The sequence below is a fragment of the Cupriavidus sp. 96C5-1 genome, assembly GCF_057798855.1.
Genome location: NZ_JBYOJU010000035.1, coordinates 16,164 through 36,495 on the forward strand (window position 1 = coordinate 16,164; position 20,332 = coordinate 36,495).

A 20,332-nucleotide genomic window follows, 5' to 3' on the forward strand; every position below is an offset into this window, starting at 1 on the left:
GGCCATGGCTACTGGTCGATCACCGCCGGATGCAGCGGCAGCATGATCTTGAAGGTGCAGCCGATGCCGTCGGCATTGTTCTCCACCCACAGCCGGCCCTGGTGGGATTCGATGATGGAGCGGCAGATATTCAGTCCCATCCCCATGCCGTCGGACTTGGTGCTGAAGAAGGGCTCGAACAGCCGTTCCTTGGTGGCTTCGTCGACGCCGGGACCCTGGTCGATCACATCGATGCGCATGTTCTGCCCGAACTCGCCCGGCTCTACCCGCGCGTGCAGGCGCACCACGCCGGTGGCGCGCATCGCCGGCAGCCCGGCCATGGCCTCGACGGCGTTCTTGAGCAGGTTGACCAGCACTTGCTCGATCAGCACCGGATCGACGAACAGCAGCACCGGCGGCGCGGGCAGGCGGGTCAGGATGGTGACGCGCCGCCGGGTGGCTTCCAGGTCCGCCAGCCCGACCGCATCGGCCACGATGTCGTGCAGCGCGGCTTCGCGCCGCTGGGGCTGGCTGCGCTTCACGAAGCCACGGATGCGGCTGATGATGGTGCCGGCGCGGACCGCCTGTGCCGAGGTCTTTTCCAGGATGGGGATCAGGTCCTCGGCGGTGCTCCGCCCGGAGTTCAGCCGCGCCACCGCGCCCATGCAATAGTTGTTGATGGCCGCCAGCGGCTGGTTCAGCTCGTGCGCCAGCGATGACGCCATTTCGCCCATGGTGGTCAGGCGGCTGGTGAACTGCAGGCGCTCCTCATGCTGGCGCGTCATTTCCTCGGCGGCCTTGCGCACCGTGATGTCGGTGGCGATCTGCATCTGTGCCAGGTGGCCGTCCACCCACTGGATATAGCGGCGGCGCACTTCGAACCATTTCTGCATATCCGGCACGAAGACTTCGCGCGCATCCGACGAGTAGGGCATCAGCTCCGAGGCCGGCAGGCCGGCATAGGCGTCGACGAAGTCGGTGGCGTCGCTGGAGACCTGCTCCTTGTCGACTTCGCCGCCCGCCAGCTTCAGGTGGCCTTCGGCTTCCCAGCCGAACAGCTGGCGGTAGTAGCGGTTGGCGAACAGCAGTTCGGGCTTGTCGGTGGCCAGCACGGACACCGCGGCGTCCAGGCTCTCCAGCACCGTGGTGAAGCGGTCGTGGGCGGCGGCGAGTTCTTCGCGGGCGCGCTTGGGCTCGGTGATATCGGTCATCGAGCTCATCCAGCCGGTGTGGCGGCCGCGGCTGTCCACCAGCGGCGACACATACATGCGGGCGTAGAAGCTGCTGCCGTCACGGCGCATCACGCGCATTTCATAGCCGCCGGCGGGCGACTTGCCCTGCAGCGTCAGGTCGATCTGCTTCTGCATTTCCTGCTGGTCGTTGGGCGGCCAGTAGGGAAAGGGCGGCACGCGGCCGACCAGGTCGGCATCCTGCCAGCCGGTCATGCGGCAGAAGGCGGGATTGACGTAAGTGATGCGGCCGTTCAGGTCGAGCGCGCGCAGCCCGATCAGCATGGAGTTTTCCATTGCCCGCCGGAACGAGGTCTCGGCCAGCAGCGCGCGCTGCGCCTCCGAGCGCCGGCTGGTATGCCGCCACATGCTCCACAGGCTCCACAGCAGGAAGCAGGACAGCCCGACCACCAGCCACAGCAGCATATTGTTGGGCAGGTTGGAGGCGGGCGGATAGGCATCGGCGCGCAGCGACAGCGAATGCCCGGGCGGGTCGAGCAGCACCTCGTAGGACAGCGCGTTGCCCGGCACCGGCCGCAGCGACGTGCTGGCGCGGATCTGGTTGTTCTTGTCGATCAGCGAAAAGCGGTAGCGCTCGGTCAGCTCCGGCGGCAGCAGGTGGGTCAGGATGCCGTTGACCGAGTAGAGCGCGCCGAGCGTGCCCAGGAACTCGTTGTCCCGCACGATCGGCACTTCCATCAGCATGAAGCTGTCGCCGCGGTCGTTGACCAGCGGGCGCGAGTACACCACGCGCTGGGTTTCGCGGGCGGCGTCGAAGGTGTCGAGCACCTCGGGCTCCAGCGGCTGGTCCTGCGTTTCGCGCAGGCGGCCGGCAAACTCGGAGGTGGAGGGCAGCGACCAGCGCCCGCGCCGGGTGGCGTCCAGCCAGTTGACGAAGACGATCTCGGGGTTTTCACGCAGGATTTCCTGCGCGGCGGTGCGGTAGGCGCCCTGGTCCAGTTGCGCCGCGGCGATATCGCGCGCCAGCGAAGCCAACTGGTCCTGGTTGCTCAGCAGCGACAGGCGTACCCGCTGCTGGGCCCAGGCGGCGTCGCGGTAGAGCGCGTCGCGTTGCTGCTGGCGCTCGGTTTCATGCAGCGACCACAGGATCACCCCCATCGCCACCGTGAACAGCACGATGGCGATCAGCGGGATGAACATGAACCAGCTGGTCGCCACCAGGTTGCGCCAGCGCAGCCACCACAGTCCGCGCGGCGGTCCGTTGACGGCAGCGGGTTCGTCCGTGTGGCCGAGCGGATCGAGGGGTGTCAGCGGGCTGGATGGGGCGACCAGCGCGGGGTCGCTACCGCTCGCCTTGGCGGTGCCGGAGGCGGTGGGGGGGACGACAGCAGCGCGGAGGTGGGAAAAGAAATCTTTGAGGGACGGCATGGCGGGATTGACGACTGACCGACCAGTGTAGCGGGATTGCAGCTGCGCGTCGCTTGGGGTAAGCGCCAATGCGGCAGTGCGGCATGGCAGCCGTAGGCGGGCGCGGCGGATCGCGTTTGGGAGCAAGGGCTGGCGCGGATTTGTGGTGCGCTGCCGCAATATTTCGTATTATGAGAAACAATATCGCAATTTGAAAATCGGACTTGTCTTGCCCGGTGCGCTTCCATAGAATCGGTCCGACCGAAAAGTGCGGACGGCACTGCTGTGTCCGGCTCTGCCAGTTCGCCTGGCAAGGCGGGCGTGGCGTTCACGGGATCATGCGAAGAGGTTCGCCGCCCGTTTGCCGTACCGCAAGTCATACCGTCAGGCCGGGGCCCTCACGACAACGATCCGGAGGGGGCGCCGAGGCAAGGAATTCACCAGGAGACAGTCATGTCAGCTGTACCAGAGCAGATCCTCGGCGCCAGCAGCGCCAACGACGCCGATCCGCAGGAAACCCACGAGTGGCTCGATGCCCTGCAGGGCGTGATCGCCGCTGAAGGCACCGATCGTGCCGCCTTCCTGATCGAAAAGCAGATCGAATACGCACGCGTGAACGGCGTCACCCAGCCGTTCCACGCCGAAACGCAGTACATCAACACCATCCCGGTGGAGGGCCAGGCCCGCATTCCCGGCGACCAGGACATCGAGCACCGCATCCGCTCGTACACCCGCTGGAACGCCATGGCGATGGTGCTGCGCGCCAACAAGCACACCAATGTTGGCGGCCATATCTCCTCGTTTGCCTCCGCCGCCACGCTGTATGACGTCGGCTACAACCACTTCTGGCATGCCCCGTCCGACCAGCACGGCGGCGACCTGGTGTTCGTGCAGGGCCACTCGGCTCCGGGCGTGTATTCGCGCGCCTTCCTGCTCGGCCGCCTGAGCACCGAGCAACTCGACAGCTTCCGCCAGGAAGTCGATGGCAAGGGCATCTCGTCCTACCCGCACCCGTGGCTGATGCCGGATTTCTGGCAGTTCCCGACGGTGTCGATGGGCCTGGGCCCGATCATGGCCATCTACCAGGCCCGTTTCATGAAGTACCTGCACAGCCGCGGCCTGGTGCAGACCGAAGGCCGCAAGGTCTGGGCATTCCTGGGCGATGGCGAAACCGATGAGCCGGAATCGCTGGGCGCCATCGGCATGGCCGGACGCGAGAAGCTCGACAACCTGGTGTTCGTGATCAACTGCAACCTGCAGCGCCTGGACGGTCCGGTGCGCGGCAACGGCAAGATCATCCAGGAACTGGAATCCGAATTCCGCGGCGCCGGCTGGAACGTGATCAAGGTGGTGTGGGGCAGCCGCTGGGACCAGCTGCTGGCACGCGACAAGAAGGGCCTGCTGATGAAGCGCATGATGGATTGCGTGGACGGCGAGTACCAGACCTTCAAGGCCAAGGACGGCGCCTATGTGCGCGAGCATTTCTTCAACACGCCCGAACTCAAGGCGATGGTGGCCGACTGGTCCGACGAGGACATCTGGCGCCTGAACCGCGGCGGCCACGATCCGCACAAGATCTACGCCGCCTATAGCGCCGCCAACGAGCACAAGGGCCAGCCCACGCTGATCCTGGCCAAGACCATCAAGGGCTATGGCATGGGCGACGCCGGCCAGGCCATGAACATCAGCCACCAGCAGAAGAAGATGCCGGTGGATGCGATCCGCAAGTTCCGCGACCAGTTCAATATCCCGGTCGCCGACGACAAGATCGAGGAAGTGCCGTACGTCACCTTCGAGGAAGGCTCGAAGGAACTGGAATACATGCGCGCCCGCCGCATGGACCTGGGCGGCTACCTGCCGGCCCGCCGCCAGAAGGCCGAGCCCCTGAAGGTGCCCGAGCTGACCGCTTTCGAGGCGCTGCTCAAGGCCACGGGCGAAGGCCGCGAGGTCTCCACCACGATGGCCTTCGTGCGGATCCTGAACACCCTGCTGAAGGACAAGCAGGTCGGCAAGCACGTGGTGCCCATCGTGCCGGACGAGTCGCGCACCTTCGGCATGGAAGGCCTGTTCCGCCAGATCGGCATCTGGAACCAGCAAGGCCAGAAGTACGTGCCGGAAGACCATGACCAGCTGATGTTCTACAAGGAATCGCAGACTGGCCAGGTACTGCAGGAAGGCATCAACGAAGCCGGCGCCATGTGCGACTGGATCGCCGCCGCCACGTCGTACTCGACGCACGGCGTGCAGATGATCCCCTTCTACATCTATTACTCGATGTTCGGCATCCAGCGTATCGGCGACCTGTGCTGGGCCGCTGCCGACATGCGCTCGCGCGGCTTCCTGCTGGGCGGCACCTCGGGCCGCACCACGCTGAACGGCGAAGGCCTGCAGCACGAGGATGGCCATTCGCACGTGTTCCACGCCGCCATCCCGAACTGCATCTCGTATGACCCGACCTTCCAGTACGAGCTGGCGGTGATCATGCAGGACGGCCTGCGCCGCATGTACGCCGAACAGGAAGACGTGTACTACTACCTGACGGTGATGAACGAGAACTACGAGCATCCGGAAATGCCGGCTGGCGTGGAAGGCGACATCGTCAAGGGCATGTACCAGTTCCGCAAGGGCGTCGAGAACAGCAATGCGCCGCGCGTGCAACTGCTGGGTTCGGGCACGATCTTCCGCGAGGTGATCGCCGCGGCCGAACTGCTCAAGAAGGACTGGGGCGTCGAATCCGACCTGTGGGGCTGCCCGAGCTTTACCGAACTGGCCCGCGAAGGCCACGACGTGGAGCGCTGGAACCTGCTGCACCCGACCGAGACGCAGCGCGAATCGCATGTGGCGAAGAGCCTGAAGTCGGTGCGCGGCCCGGTGATCGCCTCGACCGACTACGTGCGTGCGTTCGCCGACCAGATCCGTCCGTTCGTGCCGCGCCGCTTCGTGGTGCTGGGCACCGACGGTTTCGGCCGCTCGGATACCCGCGAAAAGCTGCGCCACTTCTTCGAGGTGGATCGCCACTGGGTGACGCTGGCTGCGCTGAAGGCGCTGGCCGACGAGGGCGCCATCGGCCGCGACAAGGTGGCGGAAGCCATCAAGAAGTACAACCTCGACCCCAACAAGCCGAACCCGATGTCGGTCTAAGCCGACTGACTGCACGAACCCCCGCAGGAGCAGCAACGCCGCGCCGGTGGGCGCCGGGCCGAAACCCGGCGCCTTGCGGCGCGGCGGCGTGACAGATGTGGGCGGTGAGGGTAACCTCGCCGCTTGGATTTGCCGCGTGCGCCGTCCTGCCCAGGAGACACTGAATGAGTCAAGCGATTGAAATCAAGGTGCCGGATATCGGCGATTACGACGCCGTTCCCGTCATCGAAGTGCATGTGAAACCGGGCGATACCATCAACGCGGAAGACGCGCTGGTGACCCTGGAATCGGACAAGGCCACGATGGACGTGCCTTCGCCCCAGGGCGGCACCGTCAAGGAAGTCAAGATCAAGATCGGCGACAACGTGGCCGAAGGCGCCGTGCTGATCATGCTGGAGCCTGCGGGCCAGGCTGCCGCCGCGGCACCCGCCCCGGCCGCTGCACCGGCTCCGGCTCCCGTGGCCGCAGCCCCGGCCGCTGCTCCCGCCGCAGCGCCGGCTGCCGCTGCTGCTCCCGCCGCGGCCGCAGGCCCGATCGAGGTCAAGGTGCCGGATATCGGCGACTACGACGCGGTGCCGATCATCGAGATCCACGTCAAGCCGGGCGATACCATCAACGCGGAAGACGCGCTGATCACGCTGGAGTCCGACAAGGCCACCATGGACGTGCCGTCGCCCGCCGCAGGCGTGGTGAAGGAAGTCCGGGTCAAGGTCGGTGACAATGTCGCGGAAGGTACGCTGATCCTGATTCTCGAAGGTGCCGCGGGCGCAGCCGCCCCGGTCCCCGCTGCGGCTCCTGCCGCCGCGCCGGCCGCTGCCCCGGCAGCCGCTCCCGCGCCGGCCGTTGCCAGCGCACCCGCGCCCGCAATCGCCGCTCCGGCTGCTCCGTCCGTTGGCGTGACCGGCAGCGCTGCCCATGCCAGCCCCTCGGTGCGCAAGTTCGCGCGCGAGCTCGGCGTGGACGTCTCGCGCGTGCCAGGCACCGGTCCCAAGGGCCGCATTACCCAGGACGACGTGCAGCGCTTCGTCAAGGGCGTGATGAGCGGCCAGACTGCGGCTCCGGTACAAGCCGCGGCTGCCCCGGCCGGTGGCGGCGAACTGAACCTGCTGCCGTGGCCGAAGGTGGATTTCACCCGCTTTGGCGAGGTCGAAAGCAAGGCGTTGTCGCGCATCAAGAAGATCTCCGGCGCGAACCTGCACCGCAACTGGGTGCTGATTCCCCACGTCACCAATCATGACGAGGCGGATATCACCGAGCTGGAAGCCTTCCGCGTGCAGCTCAACAAGGAATACGAGAAGCAGGGCGTCAAGGTCACCATGCTGGCCTTCATGATCAAGGCTGCCGTGGCGGCCCTGAAGAAATTCCCCAATTTCAACGCCTCGCTCGACGGCGACAACCTGGTGCTGAAGAAGTACTTCAACATCGGCTTCGCCGCCGATACGCCGAACGGCCTGGTGGTCCCCGTCATCAAGAACGCCGACAAGAAGGGCGTGATCGAGATCGGCCAGGAAATGAACGAGCTGGCCAAGCTGGCGCGCGACGGCAAGCTGAAACCCGACCAGATGCAAGGCGGCTGCTTCTCGATCTCCTCGCTGGGCGGGATCGGCGGCACGTATTTCACGCCGATCATCAACGCGCCCGAAGTGTCCATCATGGGCGTGTGCAAGTCGTACCAGAAGCCGGTCTGGGATGGTAAGCAATTCGTGCCGCGCCTGACGCTGCCGCTGTCGCTGTCGTGGGATCACCGCGTCATCGACGGTGCGGAGGCGGCCCGTTTCAATACCTACTTCGGACAGCTGCTGGCCGATTTCCGCCGCATCCTGCTGTAAGCCGGGCAGGGCGCGCATGGCTTTGCGGCCGTGCGCGCCCTTTGTCAGCAACCGCCTGCGAACAGTTTGCCGATCGCCTGCCAACAGGAAAACAGGAAGCGAGTCCATGACTACCTGCGTTGTCGTCAAGAAGGCCGGCGAGGTGGCGATTGCCGCCGATGCGCTGGTGACGTTCGGCGACACCCGGCTCACGCGTGCCTACGAGCGCAACCAGAAGGTGTTCCCGGTGGGCGACAGCTTCGTGGCGCTGGCGGGGACCACCGCGCACTTTCCGGTGATGCGCAGCCTGCTGGCCGGGCTGGGCGAGGACTGCCGCCTGGCGTCGCGCGACGATGTCTTCCGGACCTTCCTCAAGGTGCATGAAAAGCTCAAGAACGAGTATTTCATCAACACCAAGGAAGACGAGGACGATCCTTACGAGTCTTCGCAGATCGTGTGCCTGATTGCCAATCCAGCGGGTATTTTCGGCGTCTATTCGTACCGCGAAGTCTTCTCGTTCGATCGCTTCTGGGGCATTGGCTCGGGCCGCAACTACGCACTTGGCGCCATGCATGCGGTCTACGACCAGCCGGCGCTGAGTGCCGGGGAGATTGCACGGATCGGGGTGGACGCAGGCGTGGAGTTCGACAAGAGTTCGGCGGGCCCGGTCGAGGTGCAGGTGGTGCAGCTGCGCGCCGCGGCGGGCGACGGGGCAACCAATAACGATGGCGCGGCCTGCATCTGAGGCGGGACGCGTTTTTGAGGAGCAAAGCATGAGTGTGATCGAAGTCCAGGTGCCGGATATCGGCGATTTCGACGCGGTGGAAGTGATCGAAGTGCTGGTCAAGGCCGGCGATACGGTCGAGCAGGAGCAGTCGCTGATCGTGCTCGAGTCGGACAAGGCCAGCATGGATGTGCCGTCTTCGGCCGCCGGCAAGGTGGTTGACGTCCGCGTCAAGGTTGGCGACAAGGTAGCCAAGGGCGTGGTGATCTGCACGCTGGAGAGCGAGGCTGTGGCCAAGCCGGCCGCGCCTGCTTCGGCACCGGCCCCGGCTCCGGTGCCCGCTGCGGCCGTCCCGGCCGCGGCACCCGTGGCGGCTTCGCATTCGGGCAGTGCCGATATCACCTGCGACATGCTGGTGCTGGGTGCCGGCCCCGGCGGCTACTCCGCCGCCTTCCGCAGCGCCGACCTTGGCATGAACACCGTGCTGGTCGAGCGCTACGGCACGCTCGGCGGCGTCTGCCTGAACGTGGGCTGCATTCCGTCCAAGGCGCTGCTGCATAACGCTGCCGTGATCGACGAGGCCAAGGCGCTGGCTGCCCACGGCATCCTGTTCGGCGAAGCCAAGATCGACCTGGATGGCCTGCGCCACTACAAGGACACCGTGGTCGGCAAGCTGACCGGCGGCCTGTCCGGCATGGCCAGGGCACGCAAGGTGCAGGTCGTGCGCGGCGTCGGCACCTTCCTTGATCCGCATCACCTCGAGGTGCAGGAAACCGAAGGCGACGCCAAGCAGACCACCGGCAAGAAGACGGTGATCCGTTTCGAGAAGGCCGTTATCGCCGCTGGCAGCCAGGCAGTCAAGCTGCCGTTCATCCCCGAGGATCCGCGCATCGTCGACTCCACCGGCGCGCTGGAACTGCCCGAGGTGCCGAACAGGATGCTGGTGATCGGCGGCGGCATCATCGGGCTGGAAATGGCCACGGTGTACAGCACGCTGGGCGCCAATATCGACGTGGTGGAAATGCTCGATGGCCTGATGCAGGGCGCCGACCGCGACCTGGTCAAGGTCTGGGAGAAGATGAACAAGCTGCGCTTCGGCAAGGTCATGCTCAAGACCAGGACGGTAGGCGTGGAAGCGAAGCCGGACGGCATCTACGTCAAGTTCGAAGGCGAGCAGGCTCCCGCCGAGCCGCAGCGCTATGACCTGGTGCTGGTGTCGGTGGGCCGCGCGCCCAACGGCAAACGCATCGGCGCCGAGAAAGCAGGCGTGGCGGTGACGGATCGCGGCTTTATCGACGTCGACAAGCAGATGCGCACCAATGTGCCGCATATCTTCGCCATCGGCGACATCGTCGGCCAGCCCATGCTGGCGCACAAGGCGGTTCATGAGGCGCACGTGGCGGCGGAAGCCGCGCACGGCGAGAAGGCCTACTTCGATGCCAAGCAGATTCCGTCGGTGGCCTTCACCGACCCGGAAGTGGCGTGGGCCGGCCTGACCGAGGAACAGTGCAAGGCGGAGGGCATCAAGTACAGCAAGAGCGTGTTCCCGTGGGCGGCTTCCGGCCGTGCCATTGCCAACGGCCGCGACGAGGGCTTTACCAAGCTGATCTTCGACGAGGAAACCCACCGCATCATCGGCGGCGGCATTGTCGGCACCCATGCCGGCGACCTGATCAGCGAAGTTTGCCTGGCCGTCGAGATGGGCGCCGACGCGGTGGATATCGGCAAGACCATCCATCCTCACCCGACGCTGGGCGAGTCGATCGGCATGGCTGCGGAGATCTACGAAGGCGTTTGCACCGACGTGCCGCCGCCGCGCAAGCGCTAAGCGCCGGCGCCACATCGAGGCCCGCCTTTCGGCGGGCCTTTTTACTGGCAGATTCGCAATTAACCGCCAGCATTTGGTGGCAACCTGCAAGGCGGCTCTCCGCCGCTCAAACCCCGTCTTCAGGGGAGGAAACAGCCAGAGAGAGGCGCGGATCCGTGTAGCAGCGGGGCAGGGATGGGCGCCGGTCTGGCGCGAGCAACGGGGCTTGGCAGATGGCGGCATCTCCGCCCTGGCGCGCGGACAAAAAAATCCCGGCATTGGGCCGGGATCGAATCGGTACTGGAATACAAGGAGACCGGATACCGAGGAGACGCTGTCAGAGGGCAGGGCGGCTTGCTTGCCATCCTTGCTGCCTTCGTTGGCAAAATGCACCGGGTTTGCCGGATGCGCTTTGCCAACGAACCGGCCGAAGCCGGTCCGTTCACTACTGGGCCGATCAGGCGGCGGTAGTTGCCTTCTTGGTCGCGGTGCGAGCCGTGGCGCTGGCTTGCTGGGCGGCCTTGGTGGCGGCGCTGGCGGCTGCCTGGAAGTTGCTTTCGGCGATTTCAACAGCCTGCTTGGTGGCCTTTTGGACCGATTCGTAGGCGTTGTTGGCGGCGCTGATCGCGGACTTCACGATGGCAACGGTCGACTCGGAGCCGGCCGGGGCGTTCTTGGCGAGGTTCTCGACCAGGGCTTGCACCTTCTTCGAGTTGTCAGCCAGTTGGGCTTCGGCAACCTTGGTGAATTCCGACTGGGTTTCCGAGGTGATTTCGTACACGTGGCGGCTGTAAGCCAGGGCCTTTTCGGCAATCGGCTGAACCAGCGAAGCCTGGATGGCCAGCAGTTCCTGCGCATCCTTCGCCGACAGGGCCTTCTTGGCGTTGTCCACGTTTTCGGCGAACGTGGCCTTGACCACTTGCAGGTTCAGTTCGACCAGCTTTTCAACGCCTTCAAAGGCCTTGGTGGTCAGGCCGAACAGGGTTTCGAGGTTGGCTTTTTGCGCTGCGGCGAATTGTTCCGGGGTGAAGCTCATGCTGGTCTCCAATGATGAAGTTCAAGGTCAAGCAAAATTAGGCCGCCCAGATGTCAAAGCCATGACGAAGACATCATTTCTCGTCAGCCAGCCCCAGGCGTTGGGGGTTGGCGGCACATTCGTCTGCTCTGCAAAACGGATGGTGCGCCGCAACAATTCCAATTGTAGGGGAAAGAAATGCCCTGTCAAGTGGTTCTTGTGCAATGCACAAATAAGTTCGATTGAAGTCAGTTGGATATCTGCTATTCATCACCTGATCTGAGCGTTTGCAACCCTCGTCCAAGGCAGGGGCGAAGGGGGTTGCGTACCCTGGCGCCGCCACAGTGCTACCATCGCGGTCTGCCCGAAAGGGTGCCGCCCCGGGGCGGCCCGGCGGCCGATACGCTGCGCTCCCGTCGTCCGGGCCAGCCATGGGCGGCCGGCATGCCTGTTCCACGTTCGCCTTCATGCTCGCTTTCTACGCCGATCATTTTGTTCTGCCCCTGCCCGAGGGCCACCGTTTTCCGATGCGCAAGTACAGCATGCTGCGGGAGGCGGTCGCGCGCGAGGTGGAGGGCCTGATGATGGTCGAGGCGCCACGGGCAGGTGACGATGCCTTGCTGCTCGCCCACACGCCCGAGTACGTCGCCAGGGTTTCGCGAGGCGAGTTGGACCCGGCCCGTCAGAGGGAGATCGGTTTTCCCTGGTCGGCGGCCATGGTGGAGCGCTCGCGCCGCTCGGCGGGCGCCACCATCGAGGCCTGCCGTGCGGCGCTGCGGGAGGGGATCGCCGTCAATCTGGCCGGTGGCACCCATCATGCCTATGCCGACAAAGGGGGCGGCTTTTGCGTGTTCAACGATGCGGCGATCGCGGCGCGCCAGTTGCGCCGTGACGGCCACGTGGAGCGCGTGGCGGTGGTGGACCTCGATGTGCATCAGGGCAATGGCACCGCCGCCATCCTGCGCGACGATCCGTTCGTCTTTACGCTTTCCCTGCATGGAGAGAAAAACTATCCCTTCCGCAAGGAGGCCAGCGATCTCGACGTAGGGCTGCCCGATGGTTGTACCGACCAGGCCTACGCCGAAGCATTGCAAGGCGCGCTCGATGCGCTGTTCGCGCGCTTTTCTCCCGACCTGATCATCTACCTGGCTGGCGCCGATCCCCATGAGGGCGACCGGCTCGGCCGTCTTAAGCTCACGCTGGCGGGCCTGGCGCATCGCGACCATCTGGTATTCGGGGCGGCCCTGGAGCGGGGCCTGCCGATTGCAGTGGCCATGGCCGGCGGCTACGGTAACCGGATCGAGGATACCGTCGCGGTGCACGCACAAACGATCGGGCTGGCTGCGCAGTATCACCGGCGCTATGCAAGGCAGGCAGGCCTGGCCACGCATGCCGCAGAGGCAACGGTGGCGCCTCGATGAGCGCAACCAGTCAAGGCAGCGCAGTGCGCGGCACGCTGTGGATGGCCGCCATGCCCTGGCTGTTCGTGGTGATCTGGAGTACCGGCTTTATCGTCGCCAAGTATGGCATGCCGCATGCCGAGCCCATGACCTTCCTGTTCCTGCGCTTTGTCGGCGTGCTGGTGCTGATGGTGCCCTTTGTGATCCTGGCGCGGGTGCCGCTGCCGCAGCGCGCCGGCGCCATTGACTGGCGCATGGTCGGGCACATCGCGCTGGCGGGACTGTTCCTGCAGGCCGGCTATCTTGGCGGCGTTTGGGCCGCCGTCAAGCTTGGCATGCCGGCGGGGGTCTCGGCCCTGATCGTCGGGATGCAGCCGATCCTGACTGCGCTGGCGGCTGCGCGCATGGGCGAAGCCATCGGCCGGCGCCAGTGGATGGGCCTGCTGCTCGGCATCGCGGGCGTCGGGCTGGTGGTGGCCAACAAGCTGTCGGCCAGCGGGCTGTCCGCGCCGAGCCTGCTGCTGGCTGTTGGCGCTTTGTTCTCGATCACCTTCGGCACGCTCTACCAGAAGCGCCATTGCGCGGTGTTCGACCTGCGCATGGGTTCGGTCATCCAGTTTGCCGCGGCGGCGCTGGCTTGCCTGCCGTTCATGTTCCTGACTGAAGCGCGCCATGTCGCGTGGAATGCCGAGATGTTCGGCGCGCTGGCCTGGTCTGTGGTGGCGTTGTCGATCGGTGCCATCTCGCTGTTATTCCTGCTGATTCGCGAAGGCGCGGCCACCAAGGTGTCCAGCCTGATGTATCTCACCCCGCCAACCACCGCGGTCATGGCATGGCTGCTGTTTGGCGAGCGTTTTCCGCCGCTGGCTGCGCTGGGCATGGCCCTGGCAGCCAGTGGCGTGGCCCTGGTGATTCGCCGCTGATCTTCCTATCCGTCCTGCCAATGAAACCGACCGCCGATACCCGGAGCGCCTACCGTCACTTCCAGCCTATCACGACACGCTGGATGGACAACGACGTCTATGGCCACGTCAACAACGTCATCTACTACAGTTATTTCGATACGGTGGTGAACACCTACCTGATCCGGCAGGGTGTGCTCGATATCGAGGCTGGCGACACCATCGGGCTGGTGATCGAGACGCAGTGCAATTACTTCAGCGCACTGAGCTTCCCCGATACCGTGGTGGCGGGGCTGCGCGTGGCGCGCCTGGGAAACTCCAGCGTGCGCTACGAAGTTGGCCTGTTCCGCAACGACGAGGACGTTGCCGCCGCGCAGGGGCATTTCGTGCATGTCTATGTGGATCGCGCCACGCGCCGTCCGGTGCCGCTGCCGGCCGCGCTGCGCCATGCCTTGCAGGCGCTGGTGAACGAGCCCGCGGACGCCGGCGCCTGAGCCGGCCGGCGCAAAGGAGTTGAGATTCATGGATTCACAGCAGAAGCGGGATACCGCCGTGGTCGACCAGGCCATCGTCACGCGCCGCTCGGTGCGCGCTTTCCTGGATACACCGGTGCCGCGCGAGGTGGTCAACGAGATCCTGGCGGTGGCCAGCCGGGCCCCTTCCGGAACCAATGCCCAGCCGTGGCGCGTCTATGTGCTGACGGGCGAGGCCAAGCTGAAACTGTCCGCCGACGTGCTGTCCGCCTACGACGATCCCCAGCGCGACAGCAAGTATCGGGAAGAGTACCCCTACTATCCGCGCGCGTGGGTCACGCCCTATGTCGACCGCCGCCGCAAGGTTGGCTGGGACTTGTACAGCCTGCTGCAGATCAGCCGCGAGGACAAGGCGCGCATGCATGCGCAGCATTCGCGCAATTTCACTTTCTTCGATGCCCCGGTGGGCATGATCTTCACCATCGACCGCATCCTGGAGCAGGGCAGCTGGCTGGACTATGGCATGTTCCTCCAGAGCATCATGGTGGCGGCGCGTGCACGTGGGCTGGACACCTGCCCGCAGGCTGCGTTTACCCAGTTCCATGCGGTCATCAGCAACCACTTGCGGTTGCCGGGTGATGAAATGGTGGTTTGCGGCATGGCGCTGGGCTATGCCGATCCGGCCGCCATAGAGAATACCCTTAGTACCGAACGTGAACCGGTGAGCGGGTTCGCGCGTTTCTTGTCATGAGATAGCTCGCCGCTTGTGCGGGTGAGCGGACTTTTTCTTGTGGGCGCGCCGGGCAGCCGGTGCGCCCGCAGTGCTTGATGGGGCGGGGCAACGACGACGGGCTGCTGTCGGCATCGCGCTCGGTATCGGCCTTGCTGCACGTGCAATGTGATGCGTGCCCCGCATTTTTTGCAATGTGGAATTGTTTGCAAATCGAACTTTAAAGAGCCTTCGTAAGTCTTTAATCTTGCTAACAATTTCTTTTTTTCCTAAACTGGCGCAATCCAAGTTGCGCGCTGAATGAATCATGTTCCGGTCTGATTCCCCCCTATTGTTTCGATTCTTCGGCTCTACCCCTCTTACTTCGGTTGCGGCTTCCGTGCTGTTGACCGTTTCCATGCTGGCCACCCCTACGGTTGACGCCGCGACGCAGTCGCCGGATTCGACAAAAGCCAGCAAAAAGTCGGCAAAAGTCTCCAAGTCCGAGAAAAAATCGGTATCTTCATCCAAATCCGCAAAACCCAGGCAGGTTGCCGGTGCCGCCAAGGCTGAGCGCGTCACCACGCGCAAGGTAGTCGTGCTGAAAAACGGCAAGCGGCATGTGGTGGCGCAGCGCCAGGCCGTGCCGGTGCGGGCAGCCTTTACGCCGGCCAAGCCCTCGCTGGGCGAGGCGCTCGGGCTGCGCGAGACCGAGGATGCGCTCTCCCTGCGCTCCAGCGTTGCGCTGGTGATGGATCAGAACACCAATGAGGTGCTGTTCCAGAAGAACGCCGCCGCGGTGTTGCCGATCGCCTCGATCACCAAGCTGATGACCGCCCTGGTGGTGATGGACGCGCACCAGCCGATGGACGAGCTTCTCACCATCAACGAGGAGGACCGCGACAACGAGAAGCACAGCAGTTCGCGCCTGCGCTTCGGCACGCAGCTGACCCGCCAGGAGGCGCTGCTGCTGGCGCTGATGTCCTCGGAGAACCGTGCGGCATCCGTGCTGGGACGCAGTTATCCGGGCGGCTTGCCGACGTTTGTGCAGGCCATGAACCGCAAGGCGCGCGAACTCGGCATGAACGATAGCCACTTCGTCGATTCGAACGGCCTGTCGAGCAGCAATGTATCGAGTGCGATGGACCTGGTGCGCATGGTCAACGCCGCGTATCGCAACCCCACCATCCGCGAGTTTTCGACGCAGACCGAGCATGAGGTCAATGTGCTTGGACGTACCCAGCACTACGTCAGCACCAACCGCCTGGTGCGCGGCGGCAACTGGGATATCGGCCTGCAGAAGACCGGTTTCATCTCCGAGGCAGGGCAGTGCCTGGTGATGCAGGCACGTGTCAACGGCCGCAATGTGGTGATGGTCTTCCTCGACTCGGTCGGCAAGCTGTCCCGCTTTGCCGATGCGACCCGCGTCCGGGACTGGCTGGAGCACGTGCAGTCCGGTCCTGGCCGTCCGTTCCCCACGTCGCCGAACCTGACCCAGGGCCCAACTTCCCCCCAGGCAATCCTTACCGCGCAGCAGCCCCGGGGCATCTGATGGCGGCGCCGGGATGAGCCGGCACGCCGCTGTATGAAAAACGCGCCGGCAACGGCGCGTTTTTCATTTGGGCCGGGCCTAGATTTGGGCCGGGCCTAGAGCAGTTTGCCGGGATTCATGATGCCGGCCGGATCGAGCAATTGCTTGATGCCGTGCATCAGGCGCAATTCCAGCGGATCCTTCAGGCGCAGGAAGTCATCGCGCTTAAGCTGGCCGATGCCATGCTCGGCGCTGATGCTGCCGCCGTAGCGCGCCACCTCGTCCAGCACCTCGGCGGTCAGCGCCTTGCCATGCTGCGCGGTCCAGTCGCGTTCCGCACCCGCGGGGCGCGACAGGTTGTAGTGCAGGTTGCCGTCGCCGAAATGGCCGAAGATGAAAGGGCGGATGCTGGGGCTGATTGCCTTCAGGCGCGTTTCCATCGATGCCATGAACGCCGGGATCTGCTCGATCGGCAGCGATACATCGTGCTTCAGGTGGGGGCCATCGGCGCGCTGTGCCTCCGAGATTTCCTCGCGCAGCTTCCACAGGCTCTGCAACTGCGCCAGCGAGGCGGAGACCGCCGCATCCAGGCACAGCTCGCGCTCCAGCGCCTCTCCGATGACACGTTCGAGCAGGGCGTTCAGGGCGTCTTCATCGGTGGTGTCGGCCAATTCCACCAGGACATAGGCCGGATGGCGACGGTCGAAGGGTTCCTGCACGCCTTCCGCGTGCTTCAGCACCAGGCCGACGCAGTCGCCGGTGAAGAATTCGAAGGCTTGCAGGCGGGCGCCGCACTGCTCGAACAGCAGTTCGAACAACGCCAGTGCCTGCTGCGGCGAGCCGACCGCGGCCAGCACCACGGAGCGTGCATCGGTGCGCGGGAACAGGCGCAGCGCCGCAGCGGTGATGACGCCAAGCGTGCCTTCGGAGCCGATCAGCAATTGCTTGAGGTCATAGCCGGTATTGTCCTTGCGCAGCGCGCGCAGGCCGTGAAAGATCTCGCCGTTGGGCAGCACGGCTTCCACGCCCAGCACCAGTTCGCGCGTCATGCCGTAGCGCACCACATTCACGCCGCCTGCATTGGTCGCGAGATTGCCGCCGATCTGGCAAGAGTCCTCTGCTGCCAGGCTGAGCGGCAGCAGGCGATGCGCGTCCTGTGCCGCGCGCCGCAGGTTGCCGAGGATGCAGCCGGCTTCGGCCACCAGTGTATTGGCGATGGTATCGATCGAGCGGATCGCATTCATGCGGTCCATGCTCAGCACCACGTTGGCTGGACTGCCGTCGGGCGCGGCGCCGCCGCACAAGCCCGTATTGCCGCCACGCGGCACCACCGGCACCGCGGCCTGCTGGCACAGCGCCAGGCAGCGGGCTACCTCGTCGACCGAGCGCGGCCTGACCACGGCCTGCGCATTGCCGCGGTAGAGCCCGCGCCAGTCGGCGAGCCAGGGCGCGACCTGGTCGGGCTCGGTGGCAACCACATCGGGGCCCAGCGCTTCGATCAGGCGGGGCAGGAAAGCTGAATTTTGCATGGTGGTTCGGTTCGGTTTCGGTTCGATCTGGGGGGGGCGATGCGGCTCATGCCGCCGGATGGGTTGATTCCTGGCTGCCTGGGGGGATGGCGCGTGCGCTCAGTTGCAGCCCAAGGCGCGCCGCCGCGCCTTGCAGATGCGACACCGCAGCCGTGCGTGCCTGCTCGGCGTCGCCGGCACGGATCGCATGGAAGATGGCCAGGTGTTCCTGGTGGACCTGCTCCGACAGGCCGGCCTGCCGCTGCGTATTCAGCCGTGCCGCGTGCACGGCCTGGTGCAATTGCAGGTTCAGGTACTGCAGCAGCTGCAGGTAGTACGGGTTATGGGTGGCGGCGGCAATTGCGACGTGAAACGCCGTGTCGGCCTCGGTGCTGCGGTCGGGGTCGTGCAATTGGGCCCCGAGCCGATCCAGCAGCGCCTGCATCTGCGCGACTTCCTGACCGGTACGCCGTAGCGCGGCCAGCGCGGCGGCGGCACTTTCGAGATCCAGCCGCAGTTCGTAGATGCTGGCGAGTTCACCGCGATCGATACCGATTTCCTGCGGCACCCGGAAGCCCGCGTTGCCCACGCGCGAGCGCACCGTGCTGCCAAGCCCCTGGCGGCTTTCCACCAGGCCTTGCGAGCGCAGGTGCTCGGTCACCTCGCGGATCACCGCCGGGCTGACGCCATAGTGCTCGGCGAGCTGCTTGCCGGATGGAAGCCGGGCGCCGACGGGGTACTTGCCGTCCGCGATCTCGGCGCACAGTTGCTGGGTCACCTGTTCGGTGAGGGTGATGGCTTTGGTACGCATGCCAGGCATGGTACAGCTATCAGGTTATCTGAAAACTAATGGTAAACCCTGGGCTGTGGGAAGGCTGGACGTCGGGGGCATGATGGCGCCGACGCATCGGGGTGCGGGCACTTCGCCGGATCGGGCGAGGAGGGCGCCAGAGGCCCTCCCCGTCATCCTGCGATCGAACTCAGGCTCAGGCAGCCACGTCCGTCGAGTAGCCCATGCCGCGAGAGATTTGCAGCGCGGTGTCTTTCAGGTTCTGCAGCCAGCTGTCCTGCAGGCGATCGGCCGGGGCCGATAGCGACAGGCCGGCCACTAGCCGGCGCGAATCGTCGTAGATGCCGGCGGCGATGCAGCGCACGCCGAGTTCCAGTTCTTCGTTGTCGCGCGCGTAGCCGTTGGTGCGCACCCAGTTGAGTTCGCGCTCCAGCTTGATCAGATCCGTGATGGAAGTACGCGTATGGCCGGCCAGGCCGGTGCGGGTGGCATAGTTGCGCACCCGTGCGATTTCATCGGCAGCCAGGAACAGCTTGCCGACCGAGGTCAGGTGCAGCGGCGCACGTCCGCCGATGGCGCGCACCACCTGCATGCCGGAGCGTTCGCTGTAGGCGCGCTCGATGTAGACGATCTCATCGCCCTGGCGCACCGACAGGTTGACCGTCTGGCCGGTCACGCGGTGCAGCGCGCGCATCGGCGCCAGCGCGGCATCGCGTACCGAGAGGCGCGCCTTGACCAGGTTGCCCAGTTCGAGCAGCCGCATGCCCAGCCGGTAGCTGCCGGGATCGGAGCGGTCGACGAAGCGGCAAGCCACCATGTCGTTCAGGATGCGGTGCGCGGTTGAAGGATGCAGGCCGGTGGCCAGCGACAACTCCTTGAGGCTGACCGGATCAGCATGCTGGGCCAGCGCATCCAGCAGGGTCATCATGCGTTCGATGACCTGGATGGATGTCTTGCCGGGTGCTTTGTCTGCTTCTGCCATGGGGGAATGTTGCCGTGCGGCAAATTAAGCGGTTGCCTGATTCTATCTCGCATTGTGAAAATTTCAATAGATGAAATGGTATTACCGAAAGAAACTTCGGATTCAGCCGGGCACTGGCAGGATCGCCAAGGCATGTGAGAATGCGGCGGATTCATCGCTGGCGCGATCGCTTTTTGTATGCCGGCAGATGCGCAAGGGCGCATAATTGCGGGGTTTTGGGGTCTGGAAGAGGGAAACAATGCGAGTCGGTCTGTTCGCCACCTGCCTGGTGGACCTGATGCGTCCGGAAATCGGCTTTTCGGTATTGAAGCTGCTGGAGAAGGCGGGCTTTGACGTGATGGTGCCCGAGGCCCAGACCTGCTGTGGGCAACCGGCCTACAATTCCGGCGAGCGTGCCGCGGCGCGCGATCTGGCGGAAAAATTCCTGCGCGAATTCGAGATGTTCGACTACGTGGTGATTCCGTCGGGTTCCTGCGGGGGCATGGTGCTGCATCATTACGCCGACCTGCTGCGCGACGACCCCGAGCTCAACAGCCGCTACGAAACGCTGCGCGCGCGCGTGTTCGAGTTGACCGATTTCCTGGTCAATGTGGCCAGGCTGGGCGAATTCGACTCCAGGTTCGCGGGCCGCATCACCTACCATGATTCCTGTTCCGGCCTGCGCGAGCTCGGTGTCAAGAGCCAGCCGCGCGCCTTGCTGGCGCAACTGCCCGGCGTGCAACTGAACGAGATGAAGGACTGCGAGGCCTGCTGCGGATTCGGTGGCACCTTCTCCGTCAAGTACGGCAATATCTCCACGGCCATCGTCGACGAGAAGTGCGCCAACATCAAGGCCAGCGGCGCCGACGCCGTGGTGCTGGGCGACCTGGGCTGCATCCTCAATATCGAAGGCCGCCTGCGCAGGACCGGCGACACGCGCACGCAGGTGTTGCACATTGCCCAGGTGCTGGCCGGCGACGCCTGAGC

The 20,332-nt window shown here is 65.0% G+C and carries 16 protein-coding genes; 11 read left to right on the forward strand and 5 right to left on the reverse strand.

Features of this window, described 5'->3' with window-relative positions:
• Positions 1-8 precede the first annotated feature (8 nt).
• Positions 9-2,597 carry a PAS domain S-box protein gene (locus AC3FOF_RS30590; RefSeq protein WP_276264572.1) on the reverse strand — a complete coding sequence of 863 codons (2,589 nt, stop codon included), beginning with the start codon at positions 2,595-2,597 and terminating at the stop codon, positions 9-11.
• 432 nt (positions 2,598-3,029) lie between these two features.
• Here AC3FOF_RS30590 and aceE point away from each other — a divergent pair, with 432 nt between their 5' ends.
• The 4 genes from aceE to lpdA all read left to right on the forward strand — a co-directional run bounded on the left by aceE (position 3,030) and on the right by lpdA (position 10,077).
• The gene (gene aceE / locus AC3FOF_RS30595) at positions 3,030-5,717 is read left to right on the forward strand and encodes a pyruvate dehydrogenase (acetyl-transferring), homodimeric type (protein ID WP_488728727.1); all 2,688 of its coding nucleotides are present in this window, start codon (positions 3,030-3,032) and stop codon (positions 5,715-5,717) included.
• 164 nt (positions 5,718-5,881) lie between these two features.
• The gene (aceF, locus tag AC3FOF_RS30600) at positions 5,882-7,546 is read left to right on the forward strand and encodes a dihydrolipoyllysine-residue acetyltransferase (RefSeq protein ID WP_488728728.1); all 1,665 of its coding nucleotides are present in this window, start codon (positions 5,882-5,884) and stop codon (positions 7,544-7,546) included.
• Between the two features lie 106 nt (positions 7,547-7,652).
• Entirely contained in the window at positions 7,653-8,270 is a 618-nt protein-coding gene (locus AC3FOF_RS30605) for an Ntn hydrolase family protein (protein WP_017231078.1), read from the forward strand.
• Positions 8,271-8,298: 28 nt separating this feature from the next.
• A complete protein-coding gene (gene lpdA / locus AC3FOF_RS30610; protein ID WP_488728729.1) occupies positions 8,299-10,077 on the forward strand; it encodes a dihydrolipoyl dehydrogenase in 1,779 nt (592 codons plus the stop codon).
• Positions 10,078-10,513: 436 nt separating this feature from the next.
• Here the strand turns inward: lpdA and phaP1 are convergent, their stop codons facing one another.
• Positions 10,514-11,092 (reverse strand): TIGR01841 family phasin PhaP1, encoded by a 579-nt coding sequence (phaP1, locus tag AC3FOF_RS30615; protein ID WP_017231080.1) that lies wholly within the window; start codon positions 11,090-11,092, stop codon positions 10,514-10,516.
• Here phaP1 and AC3FOF_RS30620 point away from each other — a divergent pair.
• The 6 genes from AC3FOF_RS30620 to pbpG all read left to right on the forward strand — a co-directional run bounded on the left by AC3FOF_RS30620 (position 11,091) and on the right by pbpG (position 16,107).
• Positions 11,091-11,354 (forward strand): hypothetical protein, encoded by a 264-nt coding sequence (locus AC3FOF_RS30620; RefSeq protein ID WP_488728730.1) that lies wholly within the window; start codon positions 11,091-11,093, stop codon positions 11,352-11,354. The two genes, phaP1 and AC3FOF_RS30620, sit on opposite strands and share 2 nt — an antisense overlap.
• A 184-nt stretch (positions 11,355-11,538) precedes the next feature.
• Positions 11,539-12,492 carry a histone deacetylase family protein gene (locus tag AC3FOF_RS30625; protein ID WP_276264567.1) on the forward strand — a complete coding sequence of 318 codons (954 nt, stop codon included), beginning with the start codon at positions 11,539-11,541 and terminating at the stop codon, positions 12,490-12,492.
• Positions 12,489-13,394, forward strand: a complete 906-nt coding sequence (locus AC3FOF_RS30630; RefSeq protein WP_488728731.1) for a DMT family transporter — start codon at positions 12,489-12,491, stop codon at positions 13,392-13,394. The genes AC3FOF_RS30625 and AC3FOF_RS30630 overlap by 4 nt, the downstream gene beginning before the upstream one ends.
• Positions 13,395-13,414: 20 nt before the next feature.
• Complete coding sequence (locus AC3FOF_RS30635; protein ID WP_035818717.1) at positions 13,415-13,867, forward strand: acyl-CoA thioesterase; 453 nt, start codon at positions 13,415-13,417, stop codon at positions 13,865-13,867.
• A 28-nt stretch (positions 13,868-13,895) separates the two neighbouring features.
• On the forward strand, positions 13,896-14,597 hold the full coding sequence (locus AC3FOF_RS30640; RefSeq protein WP_017231084.1) for a nitroreductase: 702 nt from the start codon (positions 13,896-13,898) through the stop codon (positions 14,595-14,597).
• A 286-nt stretch (positions 14,598-14,883) separates the two neighbouring features.
• Positions 14,884-16,107 carry a D-alanyl-D-alanine endopeptidase gene (gene pbpG / locus AC3FOF_RS30645; protein WP_488728732.1) on the forward strand — a complete coding sequence of 408 codons (1,224 nt, stop codon included), beginning with the start codon at positions 14,884-14,886 and terminating at the stop codon, positions 16,105-16,107.
• A gap of 95 nt (positions 16,108-16,202) precedes the next feature.
• On the opposite strand, the gene AC3FOF_RS30650 is transcribed toward pbpG, so the two are convergent.
• The 3 genes from AC3FOF_RS30650 to AC3FOF_RS30660 all read right to left on the reverse strand — a co-directional run bounded on the left by AC3FOF_RS30650 (position 16,203) and on the right by AC3FOF_RS30660 (position 19,366).
• A complete protein-coding gene (locus AC3FOF_RS30650) occupies positions 16,203-17,615 on the reverse strand; it encodes an FAD-binding oxidoreductase (RefSeq protein WP_017231086.1) in 1,413 nt (470 codons plus the stop codon).
• 46 nt (positions 17,616-17,661) lie between these two features.
• Positions 17,662-18,405 (reverse strand): FadR/GntR family transcriptional regulator, encoded by a 744-nt coding sequence (locus AC3FOF_RS30655; protein WP_035818751.1) that lies wholly within the window; start codon positions 18,403-18,405, stop codon positions 17,662-17,664.
• A gap of 175 nt (positions 18,406-18,580) precedes the next feature.
• Positions 18,581-19,366 (reverse strand): IclR family transcriptional regulator, encoded by a 786-nt coding sequence (locus AC3FOF_RS30660; RefSeq protein WP_017231088.1) that lies wholly within the window; start codon positions 19,364-19,366, stop codon positions 18,581-18,583.
• Positions 19,367-19,604: 238 nt separating this feature from the next.
• On the opposite strand from AC3FOF_RS30660, the gene AC3FOF_RS30665 reads away from it, so the two are divergent.
• Entirely contained in the window at positions 19,605-20,330 is a 726-nt protein-coding gene (locus AC3FOF_RS30665) for a (Fe-S)-binding protein (protein WP_017231089.1), read from the forward strand.
• The last annotated feature ends 2 nt before the right edge of the window (positions 20,331-20,332 follow it).